The 20,379-nt window shown below is 59.1% G+C and carries 24 protein-coding genes; 17 read left to right on the top strand and 7 right to left on the bottom strand.

The genetic code is table 11. The features are described 5' to 3' along the window. Positions 1-26 precede the first annotated feature (26 nt). The 4 genes from ACR0NN_RS13595 to rpsF form a co-directional block, all read right to left on the bottom strand. Positions 27-476: a lytic transglycosylase domain-containing protein gene (locus ACR0NN_RS13595; protein WP_170724255.1), complete on the bottom strand. Its 450-nt coding sequence runs from the start codon at positions 474-476 to the stop codon at positions 27-29. A gap of 189 nt (positions 477-665) precedes the next feature. Beyond that, entirely contained in the window at positions 666-1,286 is a 621-nt protein-coding gene (gene rplI, locus ACR0NN_RS13600) for a 50S ribosomal protein L9 (RefSeq protein ID WP_170724038.1), read from the bottom strand. 12 nt (positions 1,287-1,298) lie between these two features. After that, a complete protein-coding gene (rpsR, locus tag ACR0NN_RS13605; RefSeq protein WP_005608650.1) occupies positions 1,299-1,526 on the bottom strand; it encodes a 30S ribosomal protein S18 in 228 nt (75 codons plus the stop codon). A gap of 27 nt (positions 1,527-1,553) precedes the next feature. Continuing rightward, positions 1,554-1,907, bottom strand: coding sequence for a 30S ribosomal protein S6 (rpsF, locus tag ACR0NN_RS13610; RefSeq protein ID WP_068332653.1), 354 nt, complete (start codon positions 1,905-1,907; stop codon positions 1,554-1,556). A 269-nt stretch (positions 1,908-2,176) separates the two neighbouring features. On the opposite strand from rpsF, the gene ACR0NN_RS13615 reads away from it, so the two are divergent. After that, on the top strand, positions 2,177-2,695 hold the full coding sequence (locus ACR0NN_RS13615) for a hypothetical protein (RefSeq protein ID WP_170724039.1): 519 nt from the start codon (positions 2,177-2,179) through the stop codon (positions 2,693-2,695). Positions 2,696-2,822: 127 nt separating this feature from the next. Further along, positions 2,823-3,395 (top strand): YceI family protein, encoded by a 573-nt coding sequence (locus ACR0NN_RS13620; RefSeq protein WP_170724040.1) that lies wholly within the window; start codon positions 2,823-2,825, stop codon positions 3,393-3,395. A gap of 53 nt (positions 3,396-3,448) precedes the next feature. Here ACR0NN_RS13620 and ACR0NN_RS13625 read toward each other — a convergent pair whose 3' ends face one another. Continuing rightward, positions 3,449-4,678, bottom strand: coding sequence for a cytochrome b/b6 domain-containing protein (locus ACR0NN_RS13625; protein WP_170724041.1), 1,230 nt, complete (start codon positions 4,676-4,678; stop codon positions 3,449-3,451). 172 nt (positions 4,679-4,850) lie between these two features. Between ACR0NN_RS13625 and fabD the strand changes: the two genes are divergently transcribed. The 7 genes from fabD to mltG all read left to right on the top strand — a co-directional run bounded on the left by fabD (position 4,851) and on the right by mltG (position 11,195). Continuing rightward, a complete protein-coding gene (gene fabD, locus ACR0NN_RS13630) occupies positions 4,851-5,789 on the top strand; it encodes an ACP S-malonyltransferase (protein ID WP_170724042.1) in 939 nt (312 codons plus the stop codon). 44 nt (positions 5,790-5,833) lie between these two features. Next, positions 5,834-6,571 (top strand): 3-oxoacyl-[acyl-carrier-protein] reductase, encoded by a 738-nt coding sequence (gene fabG, locus ACR0NN_RS13635; RefSeq protein WP_170686171.1) that lies wholly within the window; start codon positions 5,834-5,836, stop codon positions 6,569-6,571. Between the two features lie 209 nt (positions 6,572-6,780). Beyond that, the gene (locus ACR0NN_RS13640; protein ID WP_008756330.1) at positions 6,781-7,014 is read left to right on the top strand and encodes an acyl carrier protein; all 234 of its coding nucleotides are present in this window, start codon (positions 6,781-6,783) and stop codon (positions 7,012-7,014) included. A 142-nt stretch (positions 7,015-7,156) separates the two neighbouring features. Continuing rightward, positions 7,157-7,696, top strand: a complete 540-nt coding sequence (locus tag ACR0NN_RS13645; protein ID WP_170724043.1) for a GNAT family N-acetyltransferase — start codon at positions 7,157-7,159, stop codon at positions 7,694-7,696. 123 nt (positions 7,697-7,819) lie between these two features. Continuing rightward, entirely contained in the window at positions 7,820-8,563 is a 744-nt protein-coding gene (locus tag ACR0NN_RS13650; RefSeq protein ID WP_170724044.1) for a 1-(5-phosphoribosyl)-5-[(5-phosphoribosylamino)methylideneamino] imidazole-4-carboxamide isomerase, read from the top strand. A gap of 208 nt (positions 8,564-8,771) precedes the next feature. After that, positions 8,772-10,037, top strand: coding sequence for a beta-ketoacyl-ACP synthase II (fabF, locus tag ACR0NN_RS13655; protein ID WP_170724045.1), 1,266 nt, complete (start codon positions 8,772-8,774; stop codon positions 10,035-10,037). Continuing rightward, the gene (gene mltG / locus ACR0NN_RS13660) at positions 10,038-11,195 is read left to right on the top strand and encodes an endolytic transglycosylase MltG (RefSeq protein ID WP_170724046.1); all 1,158 of its coding nucleotides are present in this window, start codon (positions 10,038-10,040) and stop codon (positions 11,193-11,195) included. 113 nt (positions 11,196-11,308) lie between these two features. Here the strand turns inward: mltG and ACR0NN_RS13665 are convergent, their stop codons facing one another. Then, positions 11,309-12,568: a DEAD/DEAH box helicase gene (locus tag ACR0NN_RS13665; protein WP_170724047.1), complete on the bottom strand. Its 1,260-nt coding sequence runs from the start codon at positions 12,566-12,568 to the stop codon at positions 11,309-11,311. 316 nt (positions 12,569-12,884) lie between these two features. On the opposite strand from ACR0NN_RS13665, the gene ACR0NN_RS13670 reads away from it, so the two are divergent. From ACR0NN_RS13670 to ACR0NN_RS13680, 3 genes are all read left to right on the top strand, one after another. Next, positions 12,885-13,784 (top strand): DMT family transporter, encoded by a 900-nt coding sequence (locus tag ACR0NN_RS13670; protein WP_170724048.1) that lies wholly within the window; start codon positions 12,885-12,887, stop codon positions 13,782-13,784. Between the two features lie 180 nt (positions 13,785-13,964). Next, complete coding sequence (locus ACR0NN_RS13675; RefSeq protein ID WP_039536221.1) at positions 13,965-14,309, top strand: hypothetical protein; 345 nt, start codon at positions 13,965-13,967, stop codon at positions 14,307-14,309. Then, positions 14,218-15,588, top strand: a complete 1,371-nt coding sequence (locus tag ACR0NN_RS13680; RefSeq protein WP_480684879.1) for a DNA-packaging protein — start codon at positions 14,218-14,220, stop codon at positions 15,586-15,588. Before ACR0NN_RS13675 ends, ACR0NN_RS13680 begins: the two co-directional genes overlap by 92 nt. A 32-nt stretch (positions 15,589-15,620) precedes the next feature. Here ACR0NN_RS13680 and ACR0NN_RS13685 read toward each other — a convergent pair whose 3' ends face one another. Continuing rightward, entirely contained in the window at positions 15,621-15,872 is a 252-nt protein-coding gene (locus ACR0NN_RS13685) for a hypothetical protein (RefSeq protein ID WP_170724049.1), read from the bottom strand. 359 nt (positions 15,873-16,231) lie between these two features. On the opposite strand from ACR0NN_RS13685, the gene ACR0NN_RS13690 reads away from it, so the two are divergent. The 5 genes from ACR0NN_RS13690 to ACR0NN_RS13710 all read left to right on the top strand — a co-directional run bounded on the left by ACR0NN_RS13690 (position 16,232) and on the right by ACR0NN_RS13710 (position 20,307). Then, positions 16,232-17,035 carry a methyltransferase domain-containing protein gene (locus tag ACR0NN_RS13690; RefSeq protein ID WP_170724050.1) on the top strand — a complete coding sequence of 268 codons (804 nt, stop codon included), beginning with the start codon at positions 16,232-16,234 and terminating at the stop codon, positions 17,033-17,035. Between the two features lie 120 nt (positions 17,036-17,155). Next, positions 17,156-18,316 carry a phage portal protein gene (locus ACR0NN_RS13695; RefSeq protein WP_170724051.1) on the top strand — a complete coding sequence of 387 codons (1,161 nt, stop codon included), beginning with the start codon at positions 17,156-17,158 and terminating at the stop codon, positions 18,314-18,316. Then, positions 18,309-18,527, top strand: coding sequence for a GTA head formation protein, RCAP_rcc01685 family (locus ACR0NN_RS13700; RefSeq protein ID WP_170724052.1), 219 nt, complete (start codon positions 18,309-18,311; stop codon positions 18,525-18,527). Before ACR0NN_RS13695 ends, ACR0NN_RS13700 begins: the two co-directional genes overlap by 8 nt. Before the next feature lie 26 nt (positions 18,528-18,553). Continuing rightward, positions 18,554-19,099 carry an HK97 family phage prohead protease gene (locus ACR0NN_RS13705; protein ID WP_480684881.1) on the top strand — a complete coding sequence of 182 codons (546 nt, stop codon included), beginning with the start codon at positions 18,554-18,556 and terminating at the stop codon, positions 19,097-19,099. 29 nt (positions 19,100-19,128) lie between these two features. Beyond that, a complete protein-coding gene (locus ACR0NN_RS13710) occupies positions 19,129-20,307 on the top strand; it encodes a phage major capsid protein (protein WP_170724053.1) in 1,179 nt (392 codons plus the stop codon). Positions 20,308-20,379: the final 72 nt, after the last annotated feature.

Here is a 20,379-nt window from a genome sequence, read left to right on the forward strand (position 1 = left end):
ACGCGACGATTGCGAAGTAAACATGCCTATTCTGTGGCAGAAACCAGACCAGTTTCAACCAACATGCCGCGGGCCTTTGCCTCGGGCCAATAGCCTTTGGCGTAGAGAAAGATGGCGCGCTGCTGATCCCCGTCAGACAAAAGCCAGGCACCGCGCAAGTATTTTCCGGCGAACTCCAGATTTGTATCCGCGTCAAGCAAGCCTTCGGCGTTTCCGGAATACCCCATTGATCTCGCAGTCGCCGGAAGGATTTGCAGCAACCCATAGTAGGGCCGGTTTACGGCCCAGGGCCTGTGGGTGCTTTCTCGGATCGCCAACTTGTGCACCAACTCGCGCGGAAGCTCGTAGTGATCGGCCCATTTATTGATCGAGGCGCGCAGCTCGGGTGTTTCATTCGGGTAAAGCGGCGGATCAAATGAGTCATCGCCACCCGACGATCCGGGGCCACCACACGCGGCCAATGGTGCCAATAGCATCAAGGTTAATACACTGCGGCGAAGGAGGGGGGTCATTCTAGTACTCCTGATTTCGAGCGGTGATGATATGAAACCGCGACTTGTCCGCAAGCCTACGCGTATAATCGGGCTAAATTTTGCCTGTCGCCTCGCGAAAAGAAAAAGGGCTGCGCAACAGCACAGCCCTTCGCATTCTGAAGTATTGCCAGATCAGGCTTTGGCTTCGTCTTCCTCAGCCGGAGCTTCTTCGGCGACAAGATCTTCGTCCTCTGACGCAGCCGAGCCGATGTCGTCGAACAGTTCGGCGATCTCGAACTCAGCAGCTGCTTCTTCTTCAGCGGCCAGTTCCTGGATCGATTTGCCCGACGCTTGCAGTTCGGCTTCTTCTTCCGAACGAGCAACGTTCATCTTGATCTCGACTTCGACCTCGGGGTGCAGCTTGACGGCAACCGCGTGCAGACCCAGTTCCTTGATCGGAGCAACCAGAACGATTTGCTTCTTGTCGACAGTGAAACCAGCCTCGGTCGCAGCATCTGCGGCGTCACGCGGTGTGACCGAACCGTACAGAGCGCCGGCATCCGATGCCGAGCGAATCACGATGAACTGCTGACCGTCCAGCTTTTCAGCCAGCGCTTCAGCTTCTTTCTTGGTTTCCAGGTTGCGCGCCTCAAGCTGTGCTTTCTGGGCTTCGAACGAGGCGATGTTCGCACTCGACGCGCTCAGCGCTTTGCCTTGGGGCAGCAGGAAGTTGCGGGCGTAGCCGGGCTTAACGTCAACGACGTCGCCCATCTGACCCAGTTTCGCAACGCGTTCCAGAAGGATAACTTGCATGTCAGTCTCTCCTTACTTCACGGCGTAGGGCAGCAGGGCGAGGAAGCGGGCGCGCTTGATAGCACGGGCCAGTTCACGCTGCTTTTTCGCCGAAACGGCGGTGATGCGCGAAGGTACGATCTTGCCACGCTCAGAGATGTAGCGCTGCAGCAGACGGGTGTCTTTGTAGTCGATTTTCGGCGCGTTCTCACCCGAGAACGGGCAGACCTTGCGGCGGCGGAAAAATGGTTTTGCGGCCATGGTTTATGTCCTTTCGTCAGGCGTTGATCAGCGGCGCTCGCGGCGGCCTTCGCGCTCGTCGCGCTTCTGCATCTGAACCGAGGGGCCCTCGGCATGCTCGTCGACCTTGATGGTCAGAACGCGCATTACATCGTCATGCAGGCGCATCAGGCGTTCCATTTCCTGAACCGCACCCGAAGGGGCATCGGTTTTCAGGAAGGCATAGTGGCCTTTGCGGTTCTTGTTGATCTTGTAAGCCATCGTCTTGACGCCCCAGTACTCGCTTTCGACGACGTTGCCGCCGTTGTCAGCCAGAACGGTGCCGAAATGTTCGACAAGGCTTTCTGCCTGCGCGTTGGACAGATCCTGACGCGCGATCATTACATGCTCATACAGTGGCATGTGCACTCCTGTTTATATCAAGGCGCATTTCAAAGGCGGGGCCAGATGATCCTTCGCGACCCTGCCACGAGAGGCTGCGCGATTCATAACTCCTGCGAAGGATGGCCCCGTATACACGTTTATGGCGGCGGGGCAAGCCCTGCCACATATGCCCTTGTGAAGTCGCCCAATTTCCACTGGTGCGCCCAATTCCTGACGCTTTTCACCCCGAGGTTGTTTGCGAGGTCGGGAGAACCCGGCAACCCGAAAAACATAGACAGGGCAAGACAATGGCCGTCATGAACACAAATACTTTTGAACAAACAGCGCCCCGCGCGGTATTTGAGAAATCCGTACCCGTTCTAATTACCTTCGCTCCGAACTGGCGCGCCCGGATGGTTCTTTTGCGTGCCGTGGGTGCATTCCTGATCGTATCCGCCTTTTCGATGTGGCTGATGCCCGGTGCTGTGATGGGGGCCGAGGTTTGGCCCATCAAGCTGGTCGCGTCACTCATGTTTCTGATCGTTGGTGTCAGCCTGCTGACCATCCAAACGATGGACCCGCGCCCAGATGCGTATTTTGATCCGATCCGTCGTGAGGTTCGCATTCTCCAGAAAAACGAAAATGGCCGCCCGCAAACAGTATTGCGCCGCAGCTATGACTCGCTGGGTGGAGCACGTTTTGTGGATGATCAGGTCGAACTATTCGACGTAGATGGCAGCCTGCTGATGAAGCTGCCTTTGGAGTCAGCGGATGTCAGCTCAGCGCTCAAAGGTCAACTCAGCCAAAACGTAACAATTTTCGCCTGAATTTTATTCTGTTCAAAAAGGAACAGAGTTTGTGAATCAAAAATACTTGTGTGCCGCCCTAGGGCGGCACATTTTGGTTTGTGAGCAACCCACCCGGTTTGCCAACACAAAATTTGCGGAGATTGTCATGAAATCCACCCTTCTTGCCGCTGCTCTGGCCGTATCGGCGACCACAGCATTCGCCAGCGCAGAAAAATACGTACTGGACCCCAGCCACAGCCAGGTGATCTTCAACTATAACCACCTTGGTTTTTCGACCACTTACGGCATGTTCTCAGGCTTTGAGGGCGAGATCATGTTCGATCAGGAAAACCCGGCTGCTTCAAGCGTGAGCGTGTCGATGCCAGTCGTTGAGATGTTCACCGGCTGGAAGCCACGCGAAGATCACTTCATGACCGAAGACTTCTTTGGCGTTACCGAAGGCGATCTGATCACTTTTACTTCGACCGGTATCGAAGTTACAGGCGAAGGCACAGCCAATATCACCGGCGATCTGACAATGAACGGCGTGACCAAATCCGTTGTTCTTGATGCCAAGCTGAATCAAGTGGGCGAGCATCCGATGGCAGGCAAGCCATGGGCCGGTTTTGACGCAACCACCACACTGGTGCGCAGCGAGTTCGACCTTGGTCAGTTCGCTCCGTTCGTGAGTGACGAGGTTGAGGTTCGGATTTCGGTTGAGGCACAGAAAGCCGACTAAGCCGACCTGAACAGAATTTCTAACCGCCGGAGGCAAACCCTCCGGCGGTTTCTCTATTCCTCGTCGCGTTCTGCCGTTAGCTCAACCGAGACTGCGACAGCGAACCCCAGTGAGTCTTCGGTCGGCTGCGACGTCCCAACATTGAAATCCATGCGGTTAAGCTCCAGCGCGCCTGATATGGTCGCGGTGTCACCCTCAAGCTCCAAGGTGAAAGGCAAGACGACGTCCACAGACTGATCCCGGATCGTCAAAGGCCCGCGGGCTTCATAGCCCGCATCGGTTTTGAACAGATCAGCTTTGAATTGGGCTGTCGGGAACTGAGCACTGTCAAAGAAATCAGCGCCCATTGCCTGCTCGGTCACAGTACCGAGGCTGAGAGAGTTGATGGCAATCGTCACATCAACAGTGCCTGCCAGTCCCGGTTCTGCTGGGTCCTCAAATGCAATGGCAGCGGTCCAATCTGCGAAACTGCCTGTCACAGGGCTGCCCAGTTGGGAGATCGTGATCGAGAGGGTGCCGTCTTCGACCTCCCAGTCCGATTGGACCTCTTCAAGCTCTGCTGTGTCCACCGCAGATTGGCCGTGATCGTCAAACTCACCAGTGACCCAACCTCCGATAAGCACCACGCACCAGACGGCCAAAGCGGTAAACGCAGGCAAGGCCGAATGGTGTTGTTCTGGTGGTTCGGGCGCATCCGACCGCCCCGGCAGCATGCGGCGCAGGGTGCTGTCTTTGTCTACCACGTGGTGTTTCAGTGCGCCTGCGATGTGCAGTACCAGCGACACGCCCAGAATCCAGACAAACAACCAGTGTAGCGCCGCAGTAATCTCGGCCAGGAAGGCTGACTTTGGGACGAGAGGCAGGTTTTGGCCAAACGGCCAAAGGATCGGTGCAAAACCATCGGTTGCAGCATGGTGAACCCAGCCGCTGAGCGGGACCAGCATCAGCGATCCGTACAGCAACCAGTGGACGGTTTCAGCCGCAAAGGCCTCGGGCTTGTTGTCGGCGTTCAGCAGGCCCGGCTTGCTCTGCGTCATGGCCCAGAGGATTCGGGCCAATGCCACGAAGAACACAGTGACCCCAACGGTTTTATGCAGCGAAAACAGGCGGGCCGCGCGGGCGATATCCTCTTCGGTCGTTGGGATGTTCGGATCGTATATCGCATGGGCCAGTTCATTTGCGAACCAACCCAGAGGCAGAGCCGTGAAGATCAGCAGGGCAGTCAGCCAATGAAATGCTTTGGTTACACCACCATAGCTGGAGTGGGTGTTTGTCAGGGACATTGCTGGGCTCTCCGCATTGCTGAGTTGTGGGTAAGTTAAATGGATGCTGTGCGGACACAAGGCAGAGAAATGCACATCAAAGGTGTCCTGATGCAGAACGCAGGCAATGCTTGTGCCGCGCGATCAGTCAGTTTACACCGCGCCGAAACCTGACGTCACGCAAGAGGCACCAATGACACGCGCGTTTGTTTTCCCGGGGCAGGGCGCCCAAACGATCGGAATGGGCAAAGCTCTGGCCGAAGCCTATCCAGCCGCCCGCGCCATATTCGATGAGGTCGATGAGGCTTTGGGCGAAAAGCTGAGTGACCTGATCTGGGAAGGCGATATCGCGGAACTGACCCTCACCCAAAATGCGCAGCCCGCGCTGATGGCAACCTCGATGGCAGCGATGCGTGCGCTCGAGGCTGAAGGAGCTTCAATCTCGATGGCGTCTTATGTGGCCGGGCACTCGCTGGGTGAATATTCGGCTTTAGCAGCAGCCGGAGCGCTGACAGTTGCTGATACGGCGCGCCTGTTGCGGACACGCGGACAGGCGATGCAAAGCGCGGTGCCGGTCGGTGAAGGTGCAATGGCGGCCATCCTGGGGCTCGACCTTGAGGCCGTGCGTGCGGTCGCTGATGAAGCCGCGCAAGGCGAGGTCTGTCAGGCGGCCAATGACAATGACCCAACGCAGGTCGTGGTGTCGGGTGCGAAGGCCGCTGTCGAGCGTGCGGCCGAGATCGCGAAGGAAAAAGGGGCCAAACGCGCAATTATGTTGCCTGTAAGTGCTCCATTTCACTGTGCGCTGATGCAGCCTGCGGCAGATGTAATGGCAGAGGCTTTGGCTTCTGTGGAAATCAAGGCACCCGCAGTGCCACTGATCGCCAATGTGCGCGCTGAGGCTGTGAACGATCCGGATGTGATCCGCCAACTGCTGGTGGAACAGGTCACCGGCTCGGTCCGGTGGCGCGAAAGCGTGCAGTACATGGTTGCGCAGGGTGTGACCGAGGCGTGGGAGATCGGCGCTGGCAAAGCACTGTCGGGTATGATCCGCAAGATCGATCGTGCCTTGGCCTGCACGGCCGTTGGGTCGCCCGAAGACGTGCAAAAAGCCGTTAACCCCGGCGCATGAACAAAGAACAGTCGCCGGTGTCGGCGGCCAGAGAGGGAACATTGATGTTTGATTTGACAGGTAAGAATGCGCTGATCACGGGCGCATCGGGTGGCATCGGCGGCGATATCGCCCGCGCATTGTACGATGCCGGAGCCACTGTTGGCCTATCCGGAACACGCGTCGAGCCGCTGCAAGCTCTGGCCGACAGCCTTGGCGAGCGCGCACATGTCTTGCCTTGCAACCTGAGTGATCCCGAAGCCGTCGAAGCCCTGCCGAAACAGGCTGCCGAGGCGATGGGTTCCGTCGATATTCTGGTCAACAACGCAGGCATCACGCGCGACAACCTGTTCATGCGCATGTCGGATGAAGAGTGGCAGAGCGTGATCGACGTGAACATGACCGCCACGATGAAGCTGTGCAAAGGCGTGATCCGCGGCATGATGAAGGCGCGTTGGGGCCGGATCGTGAACGTCTCATCCGTAGTGGCGGCGATCGGCAATCCGGGGCAGGCGAACTATGCCGCATCCAAGGCCGGTATGATCGGCTTTTCCAAGGCGCTGGCGCATGAGGTTGCAACCCGTGGTATTACGGTGAATGCGGTGGCACCGGGTTTCATCACCACCGCCATGACCGAAAAGCTGACGGATGAACAAAAGAAGGGTCTGTTGCTCAAGGTTCCGGCCGGTCGCATGGGCGATCCGCATGAAATCGCCGCAGCCGTTCTGTACCTTGCCAGCCCCGAGGCGGGTTATGTGACCGGAAGCACCTTGCATGTGAATGGCGGTATGGCCATGTTGTAATCGCAATTCGGGGCGGATGCGAAAGCGTTTGCCTTGTGCGTTGTCTGTGTTATAGGCGGCGCATATGCGCAGGAACCGGTCCAAGGGCCGGTTCTCTGATTTCCCGGGGACCCGGGACCCAAACCGCCCGGAAAGGGCAAAACAAGTCCATCCCGAACGGGCAAGGGCAGAACCGGGCGGACAGCCCTGAAATGAAATGAGGAATAGACATGAGCGACGTCGCAGATCGCGTAAAGAAGATCGTTGTTGAGCACCTGGGTGTTGAAGAGGACAAGGTTGCTGAAAACGCCTCGTTCATCGACGATCTGGGCGCAGACAGCCTAGACACCGTTGAGCTGGTAATGGCATTCGAAGAAGAGTTCGGCATCGAGATCCCGGACGACGCCGCCGAAACCATCCAGACGTTTGGCGACGCGGTCAAGTTCATCAGCGAAGCTTCCTAAGCTTAACTGACTGATAGAAAAGCGGCGCTTCCGGGCAACGGAGGCGCCGTTTTTTTGTGCCCGCCACAATTCATGCTTGCCATATGTGGGCCGTGCTTCGCACTCTGCAGTCTGAGGCATAAAATTCAGAGCGGGCAAGGGCATGATAAGATCCACCCCGATGATCAATACGGCGCGTCTGACCTTGTGTGCGATGCGCCCTGAAGATTTCAACCGCTTCGCCGAGATTTGGCGTGATCCAGATGTTGTGCGCCATATCGGCGGCACCCCCCTGACACGTGGCGAGGCGTGGGACAAGTTTTTGCGCAATGCTGGACATTGGCAGATGACCGGGTTTGGCCAATGGGGTGTCGTGCTGCAATCGAATCGTACCTTGATCGGGCAGGCCGGGTTCTTCTACGGCAATCGCGGGCTTGGAGACGACTTTGATGGGTTCCCCGAGGCCGGTTGGGTGTTGGCACCCGAGATGCAGGGGCAAGGATACGGGTGCGAGGCTGTGCAGGCCGCGCATGACTGGTTTGACCGTGTGATACCCGGCCCGCTGGTCGCCTTGATCGATGCGGATCACGAAGCCTCACAACGGCTGGCCGAAAAGCTTGGATATACCTTGCTGCGCGAGGCGGAATACCGCGAAAAGCAAGTTCATCTGTTTCGTCGAAATGGACCCCCTGCACGGGTGTGAAACGCATCCAATCGTCTGATGCCGCAAAATGACCGAGCTTTGCCGATCTTGTGAAATAAGGCGGCAATTTGAGACTCTATGCTATCGTGGAATTCCGGAATGATTCAGCGGAGGATATGGATCATGATGATTTACCCCACGATGGAGTTGCAGAACGGCCGGTGCGTGACGCTGGACAAGGGGCGTCTGGATGACGCGATGGTCTGGCATGTGAATCCGGTTGAAACTGCCCGCAGTTGGTCTGCGGCGGGTGCCGAGTGGATGCAACTGACAGATTTTGACGCCATCGAAGGTCACGACACCAATTCTGAATTGGTCGAAGAGATCATTCGATCCTGTGAAATGTCGGTGCAACTGGCGGGCGGCATGCGCACACGCGAGCAGGTGGAATACTGGATCAACAAGGGTGCTGGTCGAATCGTCATCGGCACACTTGCGGCCTGGGACCCGACTTTGGTGAAAGAACTGGCAAAGCTCTATCCCGATCAGATCGTGTTGGCGGTGGATGTTTGGCAGGGTCAGGTGATGACCGAAGGCTGGCGTAGCCAAAGTGCGTTTACACCGGAAGCCTTCATTGAAGCCTTCGCCGACGCACCCTTTGCGGCCATTCTGGTCACCGATATCGATAGCGATATGGAGGATGTCGAGGCGCAGCTTGGGTTGATCTCGGGTTTGGCCGAACAATCACGCACCCCGATCATCGCCAGCGGTGTTGTACGTACGTCGGACGACATTTCGCGCCTGGCTTATATCTCGAACATCTCGGGTGCCATTGTTGGCAGAGCGTTGTTCCGCAAGACCGTTGATTTGGCCGACGCGCTCGAGGTTGCGAAACTGGCGCATGAGCCTGTTGCGGAATTCCAGTAAGCTAAACAGTCAAGGTGAAACCGCTTAGCACGTCTTGCAGGGCTAGGCGGTTTATATGCACTCGAGGCGATTTCAACTCACTTGGCAAACGCTCTGATCCGGCAATGGCGATATGATGCCGGTTCAGAATGTGCCGTTGCTCTTGCCCCCACACCCCGGGCCGGGGTATGAGCGGTTCTCATAACAGGAAGCAGGCAAGAGGCATTTCATGCGCAGAGTCGTTGTAACCGGTCTTGGATTGGTCACTCCTTTGGCCAGTGGGGTCGAGGAAACCTGGTCACGGCTGCTGGACGGAGAATCCGGCGCGGGCCCGATCACGCAATTTGATGCCGAGGCAAGCGGGGTCACTACGACCTATGCCTGCGAAGTGCCGCGCGGTGATGGCACCGACGGGACATTCAACCCTGACGACTGGATGCCACCGAAAGAGCAGCGCAAGATCGAAGATTTCATCCTCTATTCCATCGCGGCGGCCGAGATGGCCTGCAAGGATGCAGACTGGCTGCCCGAAGACGAGGAAGATCGGCTGCGCACCGGTGTTCTGATCGGTTCCGGGATCGGTGGGCTTGGCTCGATTGCCAACACCGCGAACCTGATCCGCGACAAGGGTCCGCGCAGGGTCTCGCCCTTCTTTATTCCGGGTGCTCTGATCAATCTGGCCTCGGGTCAGGTATCGATCCGTCATGGTTTCAAGGGGCCGAACCACTCGGTTGTGACAGCATGTTCGACCGGTGCCCATGCGATAGGCGACGCTAGCCGCATCATCCGTGCCGGAGACGCCGACGTGATGATCGCAGGCGGTGGCGAGGGCTGCATCTGCGAAATCGGCATTGCGGGTTTCAACGCCTGTAAGGCGCTGTCGACCAAATATGCGGACGATCCGAAAAAGGCGAGCCGGCCTTATGACGTTGACCGTGACGGCTTTGTCATGGGCGAGGGTGCGGGCATCGTTGTTCTGGAAGACTATGAACACGCCAAGGCGCGTGGTGCCAAGATCTATGCCGAGGTTCTTGGCTATGGCATGTCGGGTGACGCCTATCACATCACTGCACCGTCCGAGGATGGCGACGGAGCTGAACGCTCGATGAAAGCCGCATTGCGAAGCGCCGGGCTGGAACCGAAAGATCTGGATTACATCAACGCGCATGGCACCTCGACCATGGCGGATACCATTGAATTGGGCGCGGTCGAGCGTCTGTTGGGGGATCATGCCAGCAATGCGACCATGACCTCGACCAAATCTGCAACCGGGCACCTGCTGGGGGCCGCTGGCGCGATTGAGGCGATCTTTTCGATCCTTGCGATCCGCGATCAGGTTGCTCCGCCGACCATCAATCTGGACAATCCTGCGGTTGAGACTCCGATCGATCTGGCCCCGAATGCGAAACGAGAGCGTGAGATCAACGTGGCCCTGTCGAATTCGTTCGGATTTGGCGGCACCAATGCCAGTGTGATCTTCGGAAAGGTCAGCTAAATGTGGCGGGCTCTGGCCTCGAATGCGCTGACTGTTCTGATCGTTGGGCTGTTCCTGATTGGCGGTGTCGTCATTTGGGGGCAGTCGCAATATAAGTCCTCGGGTCCGCTGGAAACCGCGATCTGCCTGCAGGTTAAGCCTGGGTCCAACATGACGCGCGTCAGCCGTGATCTGGAGGATCAGGGAGCGATCAGCAGTGGGCTGATTTTCCGCTTAGCCTCTGATTACACAGAAAAATCTCAACAATTGAAAGCGGGCAGCTTTCTGGTGCGTGAAGGGTCGTCGATGGAGCAGATCATCGATGATATCACCCATAGTGGCGCCAGCACCTGCGGGACCGAGATCGAATACCGCATCGGTGTGACGCGCATGCAGACCCGTGTGCGTGAACTAAACCCAGCGACCTTGGACTTTGATGAGGTTGCATCCTTTGTGATCGGCGAAGAGGACGCGCCCGAAGTCTACGCAGAGAAGCGTGGTGAGGCGGATACACGCTATCGGGTTTCTTTGGCCGAGGGTGTCACCAGTTGGCAGGTTGTTGAGTCGCTGAAGGCGATGGATTTGCTGACCGGTGAGGTGGCCGAGCTGCCCGCCGAAGGGATGCTGGCGCCTGACAGTTATGAGGTCAGGCCCGGTGAGGATCGGAATGAAATCCTTGCGGATATGCAGGAAAAACAGCAGCTTAGGATCAATGCCGCATGGGAAGGGCGTCAGGACGGACTACCCTTGGGCAGCCCCGAAGAGATGCTGATCCTGGCGTCGATCATCGAAAAAGAAACCGGTGTGCCGGATGAGCGTGGCCAGGTGGCCAGCGTCTTTGTGAACCGCCTGAATCAGGGGATGAGGCTGCAGACAGACCCGACCGTGATCTATGGCGTGACCAAAGGGCAGGGCACGTTGGGCCGTGGTCTGCGGCGGAGTGAGCTGCGCCGTGCAACGCCATGGAACACCTATGTTATCGAAGGGTTGCCTCCAACCCCGATCGCCAATCCGGGGCTTGCGAGTCTTGAGGCTGCGGTGGCTCCGGATGAAACCGATTTTGTGTTCTTCGTTGCGGACGGGACCGGGGGCCATGCCTTTGCCGAAACCCTGGATGAACACAATCGCAACGTCGCCAAATGGCGCGAGATCGAGGCGGAGCGGAATTCAGGGAACTGATCTGATCTTCCGAGTTGTACAGGTTTGAAACGGCATGTTGTCCGACTTGTACAACTTGAATTCACAGCCCCAATAACGAAACGGCCCGGTCAAGAGACCGGGCCGTTCTTTATTCAGGCCGCCTTGGCGCGACGCGGGCGGCGACGTTTCTGACCGCCGGGTTTGGGTGCGCCCGAATGCTGAGGTTTCGGGCCGCGACGGCGGTTGCTTGGGCGGCGCGGGGTTTTCTTTGGTGAGATTGCTTCAGGCATCTCGCCGCTGGCGACCGGGATTTCGATCTTCATCAGCTTCTGAATCTGAAGCAGCAGGTCGACCTCTTCCGCCGAGCAGAAGGCGATGGCCTCACCCTCGCGGCCTGCGCGAGCCGTGCGGCCGATGCGGTGGACATAATTGTCGGGCACTTCGGGCAGGTCGTAGTTGATCACATAGGCCACGCCGGGAATGTCGATGCCGCGCGCGGCGACGTCGGTAGCGACGAGAACGTTCACCTCACCGGCGCGGAAGGCCTTGATGGCGCGGTCGCGCTGGCCCTGGCTTTTGTTGCCGTGGATCGAAGCAGCGTTGAACCCATCCGCGACCAGCCCCTTCATCAGCTTTTCGGCCCCGTGTTTGGTGCGAGAGAAGACCAACGTCAGCGCGTCCATATCTGCCGAGAGAATCTCGCGCAGCTTGGCGGGCTTTGCAGGTTTTTCAACGAAGTGGATCGATTGGGTGATCTTGTCGGCTGCTTTACCGGGGGGCGAGACCTGCACCCGTTGCGGGTTGGTCAGGTAAGCGCGGCTGAGCTCTTCCATTTGCTTCGGCATGGTGGCCGAGAACAGCATGGTCTGGCGTGGCGTGCCAAGTTCTGGTGCGATGCGGCGTAGAGCGTGGATGAAGCCCATGTCGAGCATCTGGTCGGCTTCATCCAACACGAGGTGCTTGACTGAACCCAGATTAACCGCGCCACGCTCCATCAAGTCGATCAGGCGGCCCGGTGTAGCAACAAGAATGTCGGTCCCGCGTGACAGGAACATGACCTGTTTGTTGATCGACTGCCCGCCGACCACAGTAGCGACACGGATCTTGGTCTTTTTGGTCAGGTTGCGCAGGCTGTCCGCGATCTGGTTCACCAGCTCACGCGTGGGCGCAAGGATCAGGGCCTTGGCCGTTTTTGGCGCGGGCTTGCCAGGTTGGGCCAGCAGGTGGTCGATCAGCGGCAGACCGAAAGCCAGCGTTTTGCCGGTGCCGGTTTGCGCGAGGCCAAGAATGTCGTGGCCGTTCAGGGCCAGCGGGATCGCCTGGTTCTGGATCGGGGTCGGTTGGGTGAAATTGGCGCGTTGCAGCGCGTCGTTCAGGGCAGGCGCAAGGCCCAGCATATCGAAGTCGAACAAATAACTATCCTTTGCAGCCCGAGGCAATGGCCCACGGGCAAGTCGTGATAGGCCGCATCCGCAACCAACAGGGTTATGCGAGACCTCGGGACGCGCAGGCGGGTCCTGCATCATCCGGTCGTCGCGTCAAGAACCCTGCGTGATGGGGAACTATGGGTGAATCGGGCGCTGTGGGGGCGGGGTGGACCCGCCAATGCTCACGCTTCAGCGCTGTGTTTGAGCGGCACATGCGCCTTGCGGTCGCGATTGTCAAGCGCCGTGTCGGGCCAGAGCTTGCGGAGGTTGCGCGTTTGCCAGATACGGTTCGGAGGGTTTTATGAGTCGTACCATGACATTCAGAGCATTACAGGGGGCGGATTTAAGGACCGCCAGCATCGCCCTTGTCATCGGCGGGATGATGTGGGGGCTGTACTGGATTCCGGTTCGGTATTTCGTCGATCAGGGGCTGGACGGTCCCTGGCCGGGGATCGTGATGTATACCGCCGCGCTGATCGTGCTGACGCCGTTTCTGATGCGCGAACGGCACGCGCTTTTGAAAGACTGGCGCGGGCTCATCCTCAGCGGGATGTTCACCGGAGCCGCGTTCAGCCTGTTTACCATCAGCCTGGTTTACACGGATGTCGTCCGATCAATCCTGTTGTTTTATCTGACACCGGTCTGGGGAACGATCCTTGGGATGGTGTTTCTGGGTGAGCGCCTGAGCCCTGCGCGCCTGTTGGGCTTGCTGTGCGGTTTGGGTGGCATGTTCATTGTGCTTGGCGAAGAGCAGGGGATTCCCTGGCCTCGCAATACTGGCGATTGGCTGGCTTTGATCTCGGGGATCACATGGGCAATGGGCTCGCTGGGGCTTTATCGGGCGTCCGGCATTTCTGTTTCGGGGCAGGTCTTTGCCTTTATATCGGGCGCACTGGTGCTGTCTTTGCTGAGCCTTCCATTCGGCGGCGGATTGGCATCTTCGGAGATGATCGGCGATATGGTGGTGCGCATCGGTCCGTTGGCTTTGCTGTCTGTTCTGTACACATTGCCGATGTTCTTTCTGACGATTTGGCCCGCGACCAAGCTGACGCCCGCACGCGTGGGTCTGCTGCTGATGAGCGAAGTTGTGGTTGGCCTGATCTCAGCTGCGCTCTTCTCGGGCGAGCCGTTTGGGGTGCGGGAGGCACTGGGTGCGACACTGATCGTGAGTGCTGCGTTTTTGGAGGTCATGCGGGGCTGATCGTTAACGAACCGAACGCTGGGTGTTGCGGGAATGTTGCGTAACATATTGACTTTGCGCGCTATTATTGGTACGCATTGTGTCATGCTAGAAGAAGTGGGCAGCGGCCCCGGGGTGACCCGGTGGCCGTTTTTCGTTTCTCTCGTGCGGAAAAACTCACGCATGAGGTCACAGGCAAACATGACTTTGATTACCCCGGAAGAGCGGATTTCTCAGACGGCTGATTTATTGCAGTCGCTTGAGCGATCCATTCGCGATCTGCGCCAAGCAGCGGAAGAACTGCGAAAACAGATCGGTGCCGGGGAGGATGCAGACCTTGCCGGAACAGGCAAGCAACTGGGTCAGCTAGAGGGGCTGATCCGCAGTTGCCAGAAAGTGGAGACAAGCTTTGTCGAACAACATCACAGACAAGCCGGAATTGCCCAAGGGGGCTATGCGCTCGACCTTGATCGGGCACGATCTGAGATCGGGTGCAGGCTGGCTCGCCTCCGCGCCTGCTGCGGTGCAGGACAGATTTCTGAGTGAGATCGGGGAGGGGGGGCTGTGTGCCCTCCCTTTCCTGTTCGAGTTCTGGGCGCTGCCGCATCAGTTGCCGCCTGAAGGGGATTGGCGGTCCTGGGTGATCATGGGCGGGCGCGGGGCTGGCAAAACTCGGGCCGGGGCCGAATGGGTGCGGTCGGTGGTCGAGGGGTCTTTGCCGTTGGACAAGGGTGAGGCTAGTCGCGTGGCTTTGGTCGGTGAGACCTTTGATCAGGTGCGCGATGTGATGATCTTTGGGGATAGTGGGATATTGCAGTGTTCACCGCCGGATCGGCGGCCTGTGTGGAAGGCATCCGAACGCAAGCTGGTCTGGCCCAACGGGGCCGAGGCGCAGGCGTTTTCAGCGCATGATCCCGAGGGGCTGCGTGGCCCACAGTTTGATGCGGCCTGGGTGGATGAACTGGCCAAGTGGAAGAAGGCGGGCGAGACCTGGGATATGTTGCAATTTGCGCTGCGCTTGGGGGATCGGCCTCGGGTCTGTGTGACCACGACGCCGCGCAATGTGAAGGTTTTGAAAGATTTGCTGGCGTCACCATCTACGGTGCAGACCCATGCACCGACCGAGGCGAACCGGGCCAATCTGGCGGGTTCCTTTTTGGAAGAGGTACGCGCGCGCTATGCAGGCACGTGGCTGGGGCGGCAGGAGTTGGACGGGGTGCTACTGTCGGATGCCGAAGGAGCACTGTGGACGGGTTCGATGCTGGAGGCGGCGCGCTGTGCGCAGGCGCCAGCGTTGGATCGTATCGTCGTGGCGCTGGACCCGGCTGTGACGTCGGGGGCGGATGCGGATGCTTGCGGGATCGTGGTTGTGGGCGCGCAGGTTCAGGGGCCGCCGGAGGAGTGGCGCGCCTTTGTGCTGGCCGACCGGACGGTGCAGGGCGTTGGCCCGGCGGGCTGGGCCAAGGCGGCGATTGACGCGATGGACGAGTTCGGGGCCGAACGGCTGGTGGCCGAGGTCAATCAGGGCGGGCAGTTGGTGGAAGAGGTCGTGCGGCAGGTGGACCCTCTGGTCCCATATCGCGCGGTGAGGGCCTCACGCGGCAAGGTCGCGCGGGCTGAACCTGTGGCGGCCTTATACGAACAGGGGCGGGTGCGCCATGTGGCCGGGCTGGACGCGCTGGAGGAGCAGATGTGCCAGATGACCGCACGCGGGTTCGAGGGGCAGGGCTCGCCCGACCGGGTTGATGCTTTGGTCTGGGCGCTGCATGAGTTGGTTGTGGGGCCTGCGGGGGCGTATCGGCGGCCGAGGGTGCGGAGTTTGTGAGGACCATTAGGGTTGATAGACCGCTGGCGCGATCAGGTTCTGGATGTTGGTTGGTTTTGACTCCAACTATCCTCGTATTCGCCGAGCAAACGAGACAGGGCCAGAAGCGACGAAAACAACCTTTCGTAGACATCCGGTGACATCATTGTTTTGTAGTCATCAAGCAGCTGCACAAGAACGACTACATTGGAGGCAAACACCTCGTAGACGTGTTTGTCGGCAGCAGTAGGTTCATTATTGTGCGCATCGGGGTGTCCGGTCGGCGCAGGTTCGTTTTCAGTCATCGGGTGGCCTCTTCTATTTGAAGCACACGTGGGGGCATGTGAAACGCAGACAATTGCCGTGGCACGAAATCACAAGAACTTGGCGGCGATTGCGAAGGAATTGGGTTAAAGGTCGAGTGTGCCGCGACTCTTGCAATAGAACATGCTGGATGGGGTTTGCCCGACCGGCTCGACACGATGGTCTGGTCGGTGCGTGAGGTATGGCGGGTCTGCGGGGCGTATCGCCCGCCGAGGGTGCAGAGTTTGTAGAGCGATCCGAGCAACGAAGGGCCAAACGGTCGCTGACCTCGTTTCGAATCGAGAGAAAGTGTAAGCTCGCAGCTGTCGGGGACTTATGAAAACCGACCCGGAGTGACACTATGGATGATTCAGTTTCGCAAGAGGAATTGGACGCGGGGCGCGGATATGAGAACCACTTTGTTCCAGCGCTGTTTGCGCCATGGCCCCCGCATTTGGTGAAGTGCGCCAAAGTTCAATCTGGACAATCAGTTCTGGATGTTGCTTGCGGCAGCGGCGTTTTGGCACGTCATATCCTATCGGTGGTCGGCGATTCAGGCCATGTAACCGGGCTTGACCCCGCGCCCGGAATGATCGCGGCTGCGCGTGAGGTTGAGCCACGCATTGACTGGGTTTTGGCCGGCGCGGAGGATACTGGTTTAGAAAACGAGGCTTATGATGCCGTGCTTTCACAGTTCGGGATGATGTTTTTTCGGGACCGTGATGCGGCAGCACAGGAAATGCATCGCATCCTCAGGCCGGGCGGCGCGCTGGCCATAGCGGTCTGGAACGATCTGGATCACAATCCGGCCTATCACGCCATTATCAAGCTCTTAGAGACCGAGATCAGCACCGCGGCGGGGAATGCACTGAGATTGCCATATTCACTTGGGAATGCTGCTGAGGTTGTTTCGATCTATGAAAAGGCTGGATTTTTGGACATTGAGGTGGTGACCGACACTGAACCGGCACGTTTTCCGAACGCCCGGACGATGGTTGAGGCTGATTTGCGCGGCTGGCTTCCACTCTTTGACATTCATCTGAGCGAAGAGAAAATCGCGAGTGTCTTAGCCTGTGCTGACGATGCGCTAGAAGCGTTCCGCACTGCCGATGGTGAGGTCGTATTTCAGGCATCTGCCTATATTGTGAGTGGCAGGAAACCCTGAGTGGTTGGTGAAGCCCTCGCGTTGCCCACCCCCCGTACGCCCTGTTCCCAAGGCCTAAACTTCTTTCCGTCATAACTCCTTTCAACAAGCCGGGCAGAGCGGCGGCAGAAAGGAGCACAGATGGTATTCGATTTCTTGCGTCGTGGATCGGCTGGCGAGGCACCTGAGGCGAAGGCGAGCGCGGCGGGACCTGTGGTGGCGTGGCAGACGGGTGGGCGCGTGGCGTGGAGCCCTCGGGACGCGGTGTCGTTGACGCGGACGGGGTTTTCGGGGAACCCGGTGGGGTTCCGCTCCGTCAAGCTGATTGCCGAGGCGGCGGCGGCTTTGCCGCTGGTGTTGCAGGATCAGGCGCAGAGGTTTGATACCCATCCGATCTTGTCCCTCATGCGCCGTCCGAATGCGGCGCAGGGGCGGGCGGAGTTGATGGAGGCCTTGTTCGGGCAGTTGTTGCTGTCGGGCAATGCTTACGTCGAAGCCGTACGCGCCGAGGAAGGCCTGCCGGTCGAACTGCATGTGTTGCGATCCGACCGGATGAGCGTGGTGCCGGGGGCGGATGGCTGGCCCAAGGCCTATGACTATGCGGTCGGCGGGAAAAAGCATCGGTTTGCGGCGGAAAATATCTGTCATATCAAGTCGTTCCACCCTCAGGACGATCACTATGGGTTTTCGCCGATGCAGGCGGCGGCGATGGCGATTGATGTGCATAACAGCGCGTCTCGCTGGTCGAAATCGCTGCTGGATAATGCGGCGCGGCCTTCGGGGGCGCTGGTGTGGAAGGGCGATGGCCATGGGGTGATGGCCGAGGATCAGTTCCGGCGTTTGTCGGACGAGATCGAGCAGAATTATCGCGGGGCGCGCAATGCAGGTCGGCCGATGGTTCTGGAAGGGGGGCTGGATTGGAAGCCGATGGGGTTCTCGCCCTCCGATATGGAGTTTCAAAAGACCAAGGAAGCCGCCGCCCGCGAGATCGCGCTGGCCTTTGGGGTCCCGCCGATGCTGCTGGGGATCCAGGGCGACGCGACCTATTCGAACTATCAGGAGGCCAACCGGGCGTTTTATCGCCTGACCGTGCTGCCTCTGGTGACGCGGGTGGCGGCGGCGGTGTCAGAGTGGCTGGCGGGGTTCTCGGGTGAGGATTTGGTGCTGAAGCCGGATCTGGATCAGGTGCCCGCGCTGTCTGCGGAACGCGATGCGCAATGGGCGCGGGTGAGCGGGGCTGAGTTCCTGACGGATGCCGAGAAACGCGCGTTGCTGGGGCTGCCGGAGCGTGGCGATGGGTGACGGGTATCCTCCGTTCGACTGCGCGCCGGGTTTGCGTCTGGCCGCACATGAGCGGGTGGCCGAGATCCAGCATGCGCACTTGTGCAGGCGTCTGGATCAGATCGAAGAGATGATGGAGCGGCTGGAGAAGCGGTTGTGGCTGACGGTCTATGGCGTGGCGGCGGTGATTTTGGCGCAGGCGTTTCAATCATTCCTTGCGGTAACGCCATAATGTCAGTGGGTTACATGGAGAAGTTCATGAATTTGGAACATAAATTCGCACGGTTCGGAGACGGGCTGCGAGTCTCAGACGACGCGGTGATCGAAGGGTATGCCAGCCTGTTTGAGCAGGTCGATCAGGGCGCCGATGTGGTGCAGCGCGGCGCGTATCAGGGATCGCTCGCGGGACTCGCCAAAGCGGGTCAGCGGGTCAAGATGCTGTGGCAGCATGATCCGGCGCAGCCCATCGGCGTCTGGGATGAAGTGCGCGAGGACGACACCGGCCTGTGGGTCAAGGGGCGTCTGCTGGAGTCCACACAAAAGGGCCGTGAGGCGGCGGAGTTGATCCGGGCGGGCGCGATGGATGGCCTGTCAATTGGCTATCGCACCAAACGGGCCGTGAAGAATGACAAGGGCCAGCGGGTCCTGACGGAACTGGAGCTGTGGGAGGTGTCGTTGGTGACGTTCCCGATGCTGCCCAGTGCGCGGGTGGCGGCGAAAGGTGTTGAGCCTGACGCTGAAAACACCTGGCGCAGTATTGCCGAGGTGTTCCAAAACGCCCGGCAGGAGCTGGCGCGGACCTAGCGCCTCAACCCCCCAAAAAGGAAGTGCTGATGAGCAAGACCGAAACCCCGGCCTTGACCGGAGAGGGTGCGCCCCTGGTTCAGGAGGTGAAGCAGGCGATGGCTGGCTTCGTGAATGAATTCAAGGGCCTCAAGGCCGAAGTTAAAACAAAACTGCAACAGACAGAAGAGCGACTGACCATGCTGGATCGTAAATCAACCATCGCGGCGCGTCCGCATCTTGCGGCATCGATCGAAGACGGAGCCCCGCATCAGAAGGCGTTTGATGCCTATGTGCGTTCGGGCGAGGATGACGGGCTGCGCGGGCTTGAGATGGAATCGAAATCTCTGTCGACGGCGGTGAACAGTGATGGCGGATTTCTGGTCGATCCGCAGACCGCTGAGGCGATCAAATCGGTACTGAATTCGACCGCTTCGATCCGGTCTATTGCGTCGGTGGTGAATGTCGAGGCGAACTCGTTCGACGTGCTGATCGACCATACTGATGTGGGTGCGGGCTGGGCGGATGAAAACTCTGCGACTGCGGAAACTGGTACGCCGTCGATTGACCGTATCTCGATCCCGCTGCACGAGCTGAGCGCGCTGCCCAAGGCCTCGCAACGCCTACTGGATGACAGCGCGTTCGACGTCGAAGGCTGGTTGGCCGGTCGCATCGCCGACAAGTTCGCCCGCGCCGAGGCAGCGGCGTTTATCAATGGCGACGGTGTCGACAAGCCCAAGGGTATTCTAACCCACCGCACGATGGAGAATGACAGCTGGGATTGGGACAGCCTGGGCTATATCGCGACCGGCGTCGATGGCGGCGTTGATGCCGATGCGATTGTGGATGTGGTTTATGCGCTGGGCGCGCAGTACCGGGTGAACGGCACTTTCGTAATGAACTCGAAAACCGCGGGTCTGATCCGCAAGCTGAAGGATAGCGATGGCCGCTTCCTGTGGTCGGATGGCCTGGCGGCGGGTGAGCCTGCGCGTCTGATGGGCTATCCGGTGCTGATCGCCGAGGATATGCCGGATGCAGCGACCGACAGCTACTCGATTGCCTTTGGTGATTTCCAGTCGGGCTACACCATTGCCGAGCGTTCTGACCTGCGTGTGCTGCGCGATCCGTTCAGCGCCAAGCCGCATGTCCTGTTCTACGCGACCAAGCGTGTGGGCGGTGATGTGAGCGATTTTGCTGCGATCAAACTGCTGAAATTCGGCATCGCCTAAGCGGTGGCGGATCCGGGGGGCTGCAAGGCCCCTCGGGCGGCGGGCGCGGGCCGGGGTGAGATCCCCCGCGTT

The sequence above is a fragment of the Ruegeria sp. BA2 genome, assembly GCF_056539605.1.